This is a genomic window from Paenibacillus harenae DSM 16969, from assembly GCF_000422465.1.
In the GTDB taxonomy this organism is placed as follows: Bacteria; Bacillota; Bacilli; order Paenibacillales; family Paenibacillaceae; genus Pristimantibacillus; species Pristimantibacillus harenae.
This window is the reverse complement of record NZ_KE383842.1, coordinates 234,976-247,894: the sequence shown is the minus strand read 5'-3', so window position 1 is coordinate 247,894 and position 12,919 is coordinate 234,976. Positions and strand designations below refer to the sequence as shown.

Below are 12,919 nucleotides of genomic sequence, written 5' to 3'. Positions count from 1 at the left end.
CTATTCTACTTCCAGGTTACTTGCGGCAGGACGTTCTGAGGAAGGATGCGGTCCTTATGCTGGCAGGCGGTTAACAGAATGTCCCTCAGCACCTCGTCTGTCAGCAGATGCGGCTCCAAGCCGAGTTCCTTCAGCTTCGTGTTTTTCGCGCAATAGTAATGCTTCTCCTTCTCGACGCGCGGGTTGTTCAGGTGGGCGATTCTCACGTTCAACCCTTCCCTCTGCGCCACTCTGCGCACCTTATAGGCGAGATCCATCACAGAGAACTCCTCCGTGAATTGGTTGAACACCCGGAACTCCCCGGAATCGGCCGGATGCTCGGCGGCAATCTCGATACAGCGTATCGTATCGCGAATATTCAGAAACCCGCGGGTCTGGCCGCCTTCCCCATAAACCGTCAAATCGTGGCCGATCGCGGCTTGGGTAAGGAATCGGTTCAGCGCCGTACCGAACACGCCGTCGTAATCGAGCCGGTTGACGAGCGCCGGATCCATCATCGTCTCATCGGTGTGCAGGCCGTAGACGACGCCTTGATTCAAGTCAGTCGCGCGCAAGCCCCAAATTTTGCAGGCAAACATCAAGTTATGGCTATCGTGAACCTTCGAGAGGTGGTACATGGAACCGGGCTGCTTCGGATAGGGGAGCACGTCTTCCCGGCCGTTGTGGACGATTCTGATATAACCTTCTTCGATATCGATATTGGGGGTCCCATATTCTCCCATTGTGCCTAGCTTAATCAGATGGCAGTCCGGAACGACTTCTTTGATGCCGTAAATGACGTTAAGCGTGCCGACTACGTTGTTGACCTGAGTAAACACGGCATGCTCCCGATCGATCATCGAATACGGGGCTGAGCGCTGCTCCGCGAAGTGCACGAAAGCTTCGGGGCGGGTTTGTTCCAGAGCGGTTCTCAGAAAATCGTAATGGTTCAGGTCGCCTACGTATAGCCTTATCTCTCTCCCGGTCAATTCTTTCCAAAGGGCGATCCGATCCTTCAGCGAAGCGATCGGCGTAAGCGAATTCGAGCGCAGCTCATCATCCCACTTGCGGCGAATCAGGTTATCGATAATAGTGACTTCATGTCCTTTTTTCGATAAATACAAAGCCGTCGGCCAACCGCAAAATCCGTCTCCACCAGCGATCACGATTCTCATGAACGTTTGAGCCTCCTCAGGTATTTCCAATATAGAATAGATCTGCCCTGCATCGTGCAATTCGAAGATACAATAACACAGCTTTGTTAATTTAGAATAAAAAGTCGACTATTCAATTAGGCAACTCCGAATGAAATGATCCTTACTAATCCTATTGTGCGGAACAATTCAATTATTCTCTCAACTGCATGAAGAATATGTTAAGAGGATCATGCTTCGGGCTAAACACTCTGGATACGAATTGAAACCTATGATGTTTATCACTTCAGCCGAAAATGCCCTTCAAGTATGATTTTTAAAAAAGGAAAGAAGGAATTAGAATGAAAAAAAGTTGGATAACCGGCTTATATGTTGGCCTTATTGCAGGTATTGCCGGTATAGCCTTGTATTACTTCCTAAGCGCGGTTACAGGATTAAAGTTCAATCAATTGAATCCTGTTTCCATTATGATGGCATCCATTGCAACCAATCTGATCGGAGCGTTTATTTTCACAAAGCTTCGTCAAAAAACGGCCCGGCCCGGAGCGTATTATGCTTTGATCGCTATTGGATTTGCACTACTGTTATCGCTGATGGATTGGGCATACCCGCCCGAGCCGCATATTGGAGATATATCGAACCCGATTCATGCTATCGTTGTAACGATTTCGATTGTATTGATTCCGAGATGGCTGCAAAAAAGGGACTGCGGCTCGTCCGGGATAAAGCCCGCATAATAGGACCTCCATTTGCATTCATTTCGTGTTATGATCATTTCAAAATCTTGACGTCGGGAAGCGATGAAATGAAAAGATGGTTGACTCTGGCGCCATTGATAATCCCGTTTATATACTTGTTCTGTCTGCCGTTTCGCCCGGCTTGGTTTGAAATGCTGCTGTTTCTTCTGTTCGCTGCAGCGTACAGGCAAAGCTACGCCAATGCGAAGCGGCGCGAAATCTATATCTTCGTACAGGTTTTTGCAATATCTTTCATGGGGGCTGTGGAAGCCCCCTGGTTATTGAGCTTGGGCTTGTACCCGGCAATAAGCATGAGTATGCTGGCCTCCTATCGCCGCATTTCCCGGATGGTCGGAATAATGACGACCTGCTTCTTCGGTTCGATCGTTTTCTTTTATGAACAATTATCTATTCCTTGGCGGTATGAATGGCTTCCCATTATTGCGGCATTGATGTTTGTCCCTTACATCTTCAGAATGTACCAAAGGTCTTGCGAGGTAAAAGCGGAGCTTCAGAACGCCAATGATGAAATCGCCCGACTAATCAAAAGCGAGGAGCGGCAGCGGATTGCCAGGGACCTGCATGATACGCTCGGGCATACCTTATCGTTGATTACTTTGAAAAGCGAGCTGGTGGAGAGGCTCATTGCCGGTTACCCGGACCAAGCTCTTCAAGAAGCGCGCGACGTTCAAAAGATTTCAAGATCGACTATGCTCCAGGTTCGGGAGCTGGTCAGTGAAATGCAATCTATCGACATCGAGGAAGAAATCCGGCGCGCAGAAGAAATGTTTCATACGGCAGGCATTGCTTTTGAATGCCTTAACCGTTCCGAGAGAACAGCGTCTATAATCCAAAATATACTGGGTATGTGCTTGCGCGAGTGCGTAACGAATGTCATTAAACATAGCGGCGCCGACAAGTGTTCGGTCAATCTTTGCGAAGCGCCTGGCGTGTATATGCTGCACGTGCAAGATAATGGGATCGGAATGACGAAGAACGACAACAGGCTTGAACAATTTGGAAACGGCTTGCTCGGGATGAAGGAAAGACTGCTGCTAATTGAAGGCAAGCTCGAGCTTGCTTCCGATCAGGCTTGGGGGACGAAAGTGACCATTACCGTGCCGAAAACCGGGAGGGCGTAGGATGAAAGTCGTTATAGCGGAAGATCAGGGAATGCTTCGGGGGGCCATCAGCAGGCTGCTGGCTCTGGAAGGAGACATCGAGATCGTCGGCGAGGCGGGCGACGGCGAGCAGGCTCTTCTACTTGCTCGCGAGAAGGCGCCCGACATGATTGTACTCGATATCGAAATGCCGATATTGAACGGTCTGGAAGTAGCTGAAATACTGAGAGAGGAAGGAACGGAGTGCCGCGTCGTAATCGTCACTACGTTTGCCAGAAGCGGATATTACCAGCGTGCGCTTAAAGCCGGTGTGCACGGTTATTTATTGAAAGATGGGCCTGTAGCGGAGTTAGCCGAGGCTTTGCGCAAAATAAAGGCGGGATGCAGAGTGTTCAGTCCCCTTCTAACCTTCTCGATGAGAGAGGAAACGAACCCGCTCTCGGAACGCGAGACCGAAGTGCTGTTGCACCTGAAACAGGGCCATACCGTGGCGGAAATCAATAAGCTTTTATTTCTGTCGCCGGCGACCATTCGCAACTATATTTCCGAAATCTTGCAGAAGCTCGAGGCCAAAAACCGCATCGATGCCGTAGCGATCGCTCAGAGCAAAGGATGGTTGAAATAAGCTTGAGTCAGTAAGGTGCGGAAGGGATAAATCTAACACTCGTTTTAGAAAGCATCGGCTTTTCGGATGTGGTTGTATCGGCTGATTTTGAATACGGCAAGGCACCGGCAAACGGGAAGCAGAAATTTGTATATGAAGCGAGACGAAAGTAAAGTACCTCAGGGGTAAGCCAAGACCTCTGTTTTTTTTCGTGCACTTATCGAAATAAAAAATTGCCGCTCCACTTCAAAGTTGACAAACAGTTGTCAACAACCCCTCCTTATACTACAACCATGAATCATAAATTCAAGGAGGACATTTTACTATGATGAATACCCATTCCCATTTAAATGCCGACACGGCGATACGACCGTTTCGCATCGAAATTCCGCAATCCGATATCGATGATTTGAAAGATCGCTTAGCCCGTACCCGCTGGTCCGGCGAAATGCCCGGAGTAGGCTGGAGCCGAGGTGTTCCCGTTAATTATTTGAAGGAGCTCGCCGAATATTGGCGCAATGATTATGACTGGCGCGAGCATGAGGCCAAGCTCAATGAGTACCCGCAGTTTACAACGACGATCGACGGGCAGACCATCCACTTCCTGCATGTGAAATCACCGGAATCCGATGCCACGCCGCTGATGCTCATTCATGGCTGGCCCGGCTCGATCGTGGAGTTTATGGACGTCATCGGACCGTTGTCGAATCCGCGTGCCTATGGCGGCGATCCTGCCGGAGCATTCCACTTGGTCATTCCGTCGATTCCCGGATTTGGTTTCTCAATGCCGCTAACTGAGCCTGGATGGACCGTAGGACGCATCGCGGGAGCTTTTGTTCAGCTGATGGCTAGACTCGGCTATGCCCGATATGGGGTTCATGGCGGCGATACCGGTTCGTTCGTTGCGCCAGTGATGGGCCAAAGGGCCCCCGATCATCTCATCGGCGTGCATGTTAATTCCTTGCTGACGTTCCCGAATGGCGACGAGGGCGAGATGGATGAATTGTCCGAGGAAGACCGGAACCGCTACGCCATGATGGAGGGATTCAATGATGGGTACCTGCAGATCCAGTCTCTCCGTCCTCAGACGTTAGCCTACGGACTTCACGATTCTCCGGTCGGACAACTCGCTTGGATTGTTGAGAAATTTAAGGAATTGACCGAACCGGAAGAAGGTCTGCCTGAGGATTCCATCGACCGGGATCGCATGCTGACGAACGTCAGCCTGTACTGGTTCAACGGAACGGCCGGATCCTCCGCCCAGATTTACTATGAATCCAAGCATGACTATGCGGCATGGGAGCCGAAAGAGCGCGGTACGGTGCCGACCGGCGTGCTGCTCTCCCTCTCCCATGACATCACCGTGCGCCGTTTTGCAGAAAGGGATCACCATATCGTGCATTGGTCGGAGTTCGAGCAAGGCGGCCATTTCTTCGCCATGGAACAACCCGCTCTATTTACCCAAGATGTCCGCGAGTTCTTCCGAAAGCTCTGATTAATGGGACAAGAGTTCGCGTCATTGGTCATGTCATGGAGTGACTCTTTGGGCTGAATGCTCTATCATGATCTTAACGGAGGTGGTAGTCGTGAAGCTCGAGCGTCTAATGGCAATCACAATCTTATTATTGAATCGAAAACGGGTGCAGGCTCAAGAACTGGCGGACCGTCTGGAAGTTTCATTGCGGACCGTCTACCGTGATTTGGAAACGCTCGGCATGTCCGGCATTCCGATCGTTTCCTACTCGGGAAACGACGGGGGGTTCGAAATCATGGAAAGCTTCCGGCTTGATCGCCAGATGTTGTCGTTCGATGAGCTTCATACCTTATTTACTGCTTTGCGGGGATTACATTCAACGCAGGCGATGAAGCGGCACAATATGGACCGGCTGCTCGAAAAGGTGGGAGCCCTGGTCTCGCGTGCGGAACAGGAGCATATGGCGGATACCGACCAAATAGCGATTGATTTAACGCCTTGGAGAAGCGGCCCGGTATCGAGTGCGTTGTACGAGGCGCTGCATGGCGCTGTTCAAGATAAGAGACGGATTCGGTTTACCTATACCGACAGCAAAGGCGCGGTAACGGAGCGCTGCATTGAACCGAATATGCTGGTGCTTAAAGGATACACATGGTATTTGCATGGTTATTGTTTAAATCGCGAGGATTACCGGTTGTTTCGATTTTCGCGGATGCGGGATTTGGATATATTGCCGGAAACCTTTCATCGCCGATCCATGTCGCTCGCCGAAGTGAATGAACAATGGGAAGCGGCATGGGATCAGGAATCGGTCGATCTCGTCCTTCGCTTTACGGGCACGGCCATCGTCTCCGCAATGGACCATTTCGATTCGGCCGACACGGAACGGCAGCCTGACGGATCGCTAATCGTGCGGACCCGATATTTCTATAAGGATGACAAGTCTTTGATTGGTTTTTTGCTGAGTTTCAAATCGAACTTATATGTGATCGAACCGGACCATCTTGCGTCAGCCGTTCGTCAAAGCGCTTTGGACGTGTTCAATTTGTATGATGGAAGATCAACATAAAGGAGGCCGCCCTTCGTTGGACAGCCTCCTTTTTCCATATCGGTCTATCTGAAAATTGCAGCAATGATCTTATTTAGCCGCTTCAATCGCGTCAAGAATAGAGCTGTATTCGGAACGGTAGCTGTCGATGACCGGTTTAACCGCGTCTTTCCAAGGCTGCAGATCCGTCACTTCCGTAATCGTTACCCCGGCGGCGCGAACGGCAGCTTCCGATTCTTGCTCATATTTGGCCCATTCCTCGCGTTGAAACTCGATGGAATCCAGTGCCGCCTGGCGGATGATGCCTTGGTCTTCTTCAGATAGCTTATCCCATACCGTCTTGGAGACGAGCAGCACCTCAGGGACCCGTTGATGACTGTCTAATAACAGATGAGGCGCGACCTCGTAGTGCTTGCTGGAGTAATAACTCGGATAGTTGTTCTCCGCCGAGTCGATGACGCCGGTTTGAAGCGAGCTGTACACTTCTCCGTACGGCATGGGCGTCGCGCTTGCGCCGAGCGCATCCATAACGGCGAGGTTCACTTTGTTTTCCTGAACGCGGATTTTCATCCCCTTCAAATCCTCAATGCTTGCGAGCGGCTTTGAGGAATAGAAGCTGCGGGATCCCGAGCTGTACCAGCCCAGCCCTTGCAAACCGGAGGATTGCAAACTGTCCAGAAGGCTCATTCCTTTCTCTCCCAGCAGAAATTTCCATACATGTTCGTCGTTATCGAAGATGTACGGGAGACTGAATACTCCGTAATCCTTGTTAAACTCCGCCATAGGACCCGTGCTGACGCGGGTGAATTCAATTGCACCCAGCTGAACTTGCTCGATAGCCGCCTTCTCTTCCCCAAGCTGCGCAGACGGGAACACGTCGATCGTAATGCGTCCGTCAGAACGCTCCTTCACAAGCTCGGCGAATCGCATATCGCCTTTGGTCGTCGGATAATCGGCCGGATGCGCCTCTGCCAATCGGAATGAATAGGTTGGTCCTTCGCCGGCGCCAGACCCGTTTCCGGATGGATTATTTTCTCCGGAGGCAGCGCCCCCTCCTGAGCCGCAGCCGCTAATAAGCAGAACAACCAGGATGATAACGAGCAAGCTCCAACTTCTCATTTTCAACAAATTCATAAGCAGTATCCCCTTCCTTATTGTGAACCGTTTACATGTAAAATTATATTGAAAGCGCATTCAGCGGGCCATGTGTGATTTTGTTGTTCTTTTGCATTATTTTTGTTACGTTACGATCCGTTAACGAGGTTAGGGAGCCACATGGATAGGCCAGGCACATACGTAATAAGGAGCAGAACCGCAACCATCACGCAGAAGTACGGGATTAGCCGCTTCGTCGCTGCCTCGATGCTGACCTTTCCAATGGCGCTGCCGACAAAGAGTACAGTGCCGACCGGAGGCGTAATCAATCCGATCCCGAGATTCAGAATAAGCACGATGCCGAAATGAACCGGGTCCATCCCGAGTGCCGTTACAACCGGGAACAGGATCGGCGTCATGATCAGGATGAGCGGCCCCATATCGAGCGGCGCTCCGAGAACTAAGAGCAATACATTAATGATGAGCAGAACGATGACCGGGTTCTCCGAAATCGCAAGCAGTCCCTCCGTCATCAACGCCGGAATTTTCAAGTAGGTTAATACCCAAGCGAATGCGTTCGAAGCCGCTATCAGGAATAATACCATGGACACGGTACGAAAGGTTTTCAGGAAAATAACCTTCACATACGACAAAGGAAGATCGCGGTAAACAAAGAAGGTAAGGATAAAAGCGTAGACACAAGCAATCGCGCCCGACTCCGTCGCCGTAAACCAACCGGAGAATATGCCTCCTAATATAATCACGGCCGTAAACATCGACAGGAAACCGTCCGCTATGATCCTTGGCACTTCCTTCAGCTTTACCGGCTCGCCCTTCGGATAGCCTCTCTTACGCGCAATGATATAGGAGGTGGTCATGAGCGACACGAGCAATATCACGCAAGGGACAATCCCGGCAAGAAATAAGCTGGAGATCGATACGCCGCCCGCTGCAAGCGCATACAAAATCATGTTGTGGCTCGGCGGCATAACGACGCCTTGAATCGCGGCAGCGGACGTCACCGCAACGGAGAAATCGGCATCGTAGTTTTTCTTCTTCATCATCGGGATCATCACCGATCCGACGGAGGAAGCATCCGCGGCGGCCGAGCCGCTAATATTGCCGAAAAGCATGCAGGCGACGCAGTTGACCATGGCGAGTCCGCCTCTTATTGCCCCTACGCTAAGCTGGGCCAAATTAATCAGTCTTAATGCCAGCTTGCCTTCGCTCATGATCTGCCCGGCCAGAATAAAGAACGGTATCGCGAGCAGCGAGTAGGAGTTCAGCCCTTGCACCATCCGTTGTCCGATGACGGCAAGCGGCAAGTCCAGCGTAAAGGCGACCAGCAGCGACGATAAAGCTAACACCATTGCGATAGGGAAACGTAATAAGATTAATACGACGAAGCTTACTGCAAGAACAATGATGGAAAGCGTCACGCTCATTCTTCCAACTCCTCATCCAAATGTTTATGCTGCACGGTATCGACTCCGAATAGATGGAGAATGGAATAAGAGCAAATCATAATGCCGGTAATCGGCATAATGACATACATGACGCTGCTCGACCAGCCGGTAGCCGTCATGCTATTGTTGCTCATCAGCATAGTGAATTCCCAACCGTTCAGAACGAGAAACCCTCCGAATCCGAAATTGCAGAGCGGGATCAGCACATCCAAAAACCGGTTGAAAGGCTTGGGCAGACGTTTGGCGAATGCGTCCATTGCAATATGAAGCCGGTCCCGAAAGCCGATGGCAATCCCCAAGAAAGAAAACCAGATTAACAGCAGCAGCGTAATTTCCTCCGACCAGAAGAACACAAAATTAAAAAACTTTCGGGTAACAACCTGCATCGTCACGATGACGGTCATGAGCGCTACAGCGCTTACCGCGAATGTCTCAACGACCCTGTCAATCCCTTTCGCAACCGCTGTAATCCTTTGAAAAAATACGATCATTCCTTCAATCCTCCCCTCTTCATGTATCCCTCATTTCCTTGCTAGATCTAATTGTAAGTGTTTTCATGGGGGCGAAAAAGAAGATGATCTTGTGCTTTATTTGTAATATTTTTGGTTTTTAAAGCTTGTTTTTACGTTTATGGTTGTCCTGAAAGCAAACAAACTCCCGGGTTCCTCTCGGAACATAGGAGTTTGTCGGGTGCAATTTCCGGCCGCAACAAAGTGGTTTATTGGAGCTTTTCTTTCATCCTGGAATAACGGAAATAGTCAAAATCGGCATGCCCCCCCATTTCCTTGGCGGCATAATAAAACAAGCCGATCCGGTAGCCCATAAAATGATCCAGCGTATATTTCATCTCTAACGAACCTCCGATTCGAACCCAATTGCTTCCGTCCGCGGCGTAATAAAAGTCCGCAATGTCAGCACTATCCTCAAAATCAAATGCAATCTTCAGGAAAATCCGGCTGCCGTCGAATCGGATCGTCTCGAGCGCCTTTTCCCTGCCGTCGCCGCCATTGACGCACATGGCAACGAATCTGTCGCCGTTCTCCGCAATTTTAATGCCAACGGTGCCGAAATGATTTTGCAAAGCGACCAGCCCGGCATGATCGCCGGGTTTCATATGGGATATGTCCATCGATATCATCCCAACGCAGGCCGGGCCTTCCGTCCGCTGCGTCAATGTATTGCGGGCATAGAGGACGCTGTCGGTAATGCCGCCTGTCGTCAACCTGAGATAACCGGGCCGTTCCGTTAGCGACCATAGCCGATTGTCCGGGTTATGATTCCACTGCCAATTGATGGCCAGCTTATTTTCCGCATAATCAAACTCGTCGCTGATCACCAGCGGCTTTTGGGGAGAACGGGGCAAATCGGCTTCAAACTGCTCCGGCGCCTTTCCATCGACGCCGATGACAGGCCACCCTTCTACCCAAGAAACGGGCAGCACATAGGGGATTCTGCCGACGGCATCGTGATCCTGAAACAGCATCGCGTACCACTCGCCGCCCGGGGTGTCAAAGATGCCCCCTTGCGCGATACCTTTGTTGTGATACCCCATGTCGTCATCGAATACGATTTTTCGTTCATACGGACCCAGAAGCTTCTTCGAACGGTAACAGATTTGCCTGCGGCGCTGGTTTCCGGTCCTTGGCCACTCAATAAAGAACAGATAATAATAGCCGCCGATCTTATACGCGTGGCATCCTTCACATCGCAGTCCGATGCCGCCCCGTTCCGTCTCAAACAGGAGCTTGTTAATGCCCCCCGGTTTAACCGCCGACGCATCGGCCGTCAGTTCGGTGATGCGGATGCCTCCGTTGCCGAAAAAAACATACACGCGGTCATCGTCAAACAATAAGCCCGGATCATGATGAAGTCCGTTGATAACGGAGCGCTCCCATTGACCGCTCTCGACATCGCGGGTCCGGTAAATATAGAAGCAGTTAGTGTCGTTACTGGAGAAACAGACGTAGAAGAGCCCGTTATGATAACGGAGGCTTGCGGCCCATGAGCCTTGTCCATAAATGTTTTTCCCATTGATCAGATTATGAGCGTCGTTATCCTCAAACCGGTCGAATACGTAGCCCGCGATCTCCCAATGCATCAAATCTTCCGACTTCATAATCGGACAGCCCGGCATCGTATGCATGCTTGTGCTAACCATATAGTAGGATGTCCCAACTCTTATCGGGTCCACATCCGGAACGTCCGCCCATATGACCGGATTCGAGATTAACGTTTTGCTCATCCATAACTCTCCTCATCACCAATTTGCATTACCCGGCTGCCTTACACTTTTGCTTGCCCGCTCACGGTCATGAACGCGCAATGTCCATTACGTTCCAATAGGAGGGCTTCGGGTTATGCTCCCTATCAAAGAGGAACGGCCAGTTTTTTCGGCCTCTCACCGGAAAGTTATCGAGCCAGGTATAGTCGTCGGCCGCTCCCCAGAATGTGACGGACGTTATAGATTCGCTATATACCTTAAATAGCTGGAAAAATTGACTGTAACGTTCCGCTTGCCGCGCAAGCATCTCTTCAGTCGGCGCCTCCAGGTCGGTTCGGCGGTCGTCATGTTGAAATACCGATACGTCGAGCTCCGTAATATGCAGCTTCATGCCAAGGCCGACATACCTTTCAATCGCTTGGCGAATATCGTCGACGGATGGATGCTCCAGATTCCAGTGCGCCTGAAGCCCGATCCCGTGGATCGGCACGTCCTTCTCCTTCAACGACTTGACCAAGGCAAAGATCTTCTCTCTCTTCTCCGGTACCGATTCGTTATAATCGTTATAAAACAACAGCGCCCCGGGATCCGCCGCATGCGCGTATTCGAACGCTTTGGCAATGAAATTCTCGCCGGCGATGTCGAGCCACTTGGACGGGCGCAGCAGCTCCCCGCCCCTGTCGGAAACCGCTTCATTCACGACATCCCATGCATAAATATTTCCCTTATAACGCGAAACCACCGTTTCAATATGGGATTTCATCCGCGTCAGCAGCGCTTCGCGGTCGACTACGCCTCCCGAGCGATCCTCAAACACCCAATTTGGCGTTTGATTATGCCATACGAGCGTATGGCCCCTGACCGCCATGCCATTCGCTTTCGCGAATGCCATCAAGCGATCCGCATCCGTGAACGTATATCGGTCTTCCGCGGGATGCAGGCTTTCGAACTTCATTTCGTTCTCCGCCGTTATGCTATTGAAATGATGCGTCAACAGCTCCCGCTGCGTGACCAGCGTCTTTGGATTTACAGCGGCCCCAATCAAGAATTGCTGACCGAAAGCTTCATGCAGCCTAGGGGATACATCAGAGCGTGAATAAACCATTTTCGTTGCCTCCTCCTTAACATCTCTTTTAAGCTAGATTCCTTTATACCGAAAGTTTAGCGCTTATGTACAGCATCAACAACCCGTCGATCGTTTGTTCATTAACCCGGCAAATGATTGGTACACGCATAAGGCCGCCCTAGGTACGTTGTACGCAAATAAGCCACTCACAATCGAGCGGCTGCATTGATTCAAACGAACCAAACAACTCACGAAAATATACAAGGGCTTTTTTGAAATAAAATATTGACTTTCCTATAGGGGTAAGGTTTATGGTTAAGATAAGCAATTCCGGCCGGAGTTCTTTATGAAAGGGTGTCATCGTTGAAAATTGGCGAGTTCGCTGAACTTAATAACGTAACTGCTAAAATGCTGCGGCACTATGACGAGATTGGCTTGCTGAAACCAGCGGCAATTGATCCCGAGACGGGTTATCGTTCCTATGAACAGGAGCAATCTCATCTATTAAACTGGATCATCATTCAAACGGTTTCAGACTTGCTTCCTCGCCTCCAAAAGTAAGAATCCCATGAAGAAATTCTAGGGAAACGTAGTAGCTTTAGTAAGACCGACAAAGATGCAACGTTCATGCGGATGAAAGAAGATCACATGCGTAACGGTCACTCAAGCCAGGCTACAATGTACAAATTGGGACGGATAATCAGTTCATAATTGGATACAGCCTGCACCAACGTCCAACGGAAACGCGATGTTTAAAGCCGCACTTGGAGAAAGTTAAGACAGCACTCGGCAAGCTGCCGGGAACGATCATCGCAGATGCAACAATCGACCAAAATAAAAAAATGGTGGCGCAGGGGTAAACCCTATCGCCACCATTAAAAAGCGGCTATCTCAAAAGCAGGTAAGTTCATTACTTACTTAGATAGCACTCTTGTATGAAAAGCATGTTTCAAA

General features: G+C 50.3%; 11 protein-coding genes and 2 pseudogenes. 7 read left to right on the top strand and 6 right to left on the bottom strand.

Annotation, left to right across the window (positions count from 1 at the left end; genetic code table 11):
- Positions 1-5: 5 nt before the first annotated feature.
- Positions 6-1,154, bottom strand: coding sequence for an NAD-dependent epimerase/dehydratase family protein (locus H581_RS0111205; RefSeq protein WP_028610065.1), 1,149 nt, complete (start codon positions 1,152-1,154; stop codon positions 6-8).
- A gap of 320 nt (positions 1,155-1,474) precedes the next feature.
- Here H581_RS0111205 and H581_RS0111200 point away from each other — a divergent pair, with 320 nt between their 5' ends.
- From H581_RS0111200 to H581_RS0111180, 5 genes are all read left to right on the top strand, one after another.
- Positions 1,475-1,870: a hypothetical protein gene (locus H581_RS0111200; RefSeq protein WP_028610064.1), complete on the top strand. Its 396-nt coding sequence runs from the start codon at positions 1,475-1,477 to the stop codon at positions 1,868-1,870.
- 68 nt (positions 1,871-1,938) lie between these two features.
- Positions 1,939-3,012 carry a sensor histidine kinase gene (locus tag H581_RS33755; RefSeq protein WP_051250684.1) on the top strand — a complete coding sequence of 358 codons (1,074 nt, stop codon included), beginning with the start codon at positions 1,939-1,941 and terminating at the stop codon, positions 3,010-3,012.
- 1 nt (position 3,013) lies between these two features.
- On the top strand, positions 3,014-3,616 hold the full coding sequence (locus H581_RS0111190; RefSeq protein WP_036718477.1) for a response regulator transcription factor: 603 nt from the start codon (positions 3,014-3,016) through the stop codon (positions 3,614-3,616).
- Between the two features lie 304 nt (positions 3,617-3,920).
- A complete protein-coding gene (locus H581_RS0111185) occupies positions 3,921-5,090 on the top strand; it encodes an epoxide hydrolase family protein (RefSeq protein ID WP_211231461.1) in 1,170 nt (389 codons plus the stop codon).
- 91 nt (positions 5,091-5,181) lie between these two features.
- Complete coding sequence (locus tag H581_RS0111180) at positions 5,182-6,138, top strand: helix-turn-helix transcriptional regulator (protein ID WP_028610061.1); 957 nt, start codon at positions 5,182-5,184, stop codon at positions 6,136-6,138.
- A 69-nt stretch (positions 6,139-6,207) separates the two neighbouring features.
- Here H581_RS0111180 and H581_RS0111175 read toward each other — a convergent pair whose 3' ends face one another.
- The 5 genes from H581_RS0111175 to H581_RS0111155 form a co-directional block, all read right to left on the bottom strand.
- Positions 6,208-7,251, bottom strand: a complete 1,044-nt coding sequence (locus H581_RS0111175) for a TRAP transporter substrate-binding protein (RefSeq protein ID WP_028610060.1) — start codon at positions 7,249-7,251, stop codon at positions 6,208-6,210.
- 110 nt (positions 7,252-7,361) lie between these two features.
- Positions 7,362-8,657, bottom strand: coding sequence for a TRAP transporter large permease (locus H581_RS0111170; protein ID WP_028610059.1), 1,296 nt, complete (start codon positions 8,655-8,657; stop codon positions 7,362-7,364).
- Positions 8,654-9,169, bottom strand: a complete 516-nt coding sequence (locus H581_RS0111165) for a TRAP transporter small permease (protein WP_028610058.1) — start codon at positions 9,167-9,169, stop codon at positions 8,654-8,656. The genes H581_RS0111170 and H581_RS0111165 overlap by 4 nt, the downstream gene beginning before the upstream one ends.
- 227 nt (positions 9,170-9,396) lie before the next feature.
- The gene (locus H581_RS0111160; RefSeq protein WP_028610057.1) at positions 9,397-10,920 is read right to left on the bottom strand and encodes a glycoside hydrolase family 43 protein; all 1,524 of its coding nucleotides are present in this window, start codon (positions 10,918-10,920) and stop codon (positions 9,397-9,399) included.
- Between the two features lie 67 nt (positions 10,921-10,987).
- Positions 10,988-12,004 carry an endo-1,4-beta-xylanase gene (locus tag H581_RS0111155; RefSeq protein WP_028610056.1) on the bottom strand — a complete coding sequence of 339 codons (1,017 nt, stop codon included), beginning with the start codon at positions 12,002-12,004 and terminating at the stop codon, positions 10,988-10,990.
- A 315-nt stretch (positions 12,005-12,319) separates the two neighbouring features.
- Here H581_RS0111155 and H581_RS39315 point away from each other — a divergent pair.
- Together H581_RS39315 and H581_RS38585 are read left to right on the top strand one after the other, a co-directional pair.
- Positions 12,320-12,469 (top strand): annotated as a pseudogene (locus tag H581_RS39315) (MerR family DNA-binding transcriptional regulator); the annotation flags it as partial.
- A gap of 33 nt (positions 12,470-12,502) precedes the next feature.
- A pseudogene (locus tag H581_RS38585) lies at positions 12,503-12,679 on the top strand (IS1182 family transposase); the annotation flags it as partial.
- Between the last annotated feature and the right edge of the window lie 240 nt (positions 12,680-12,919).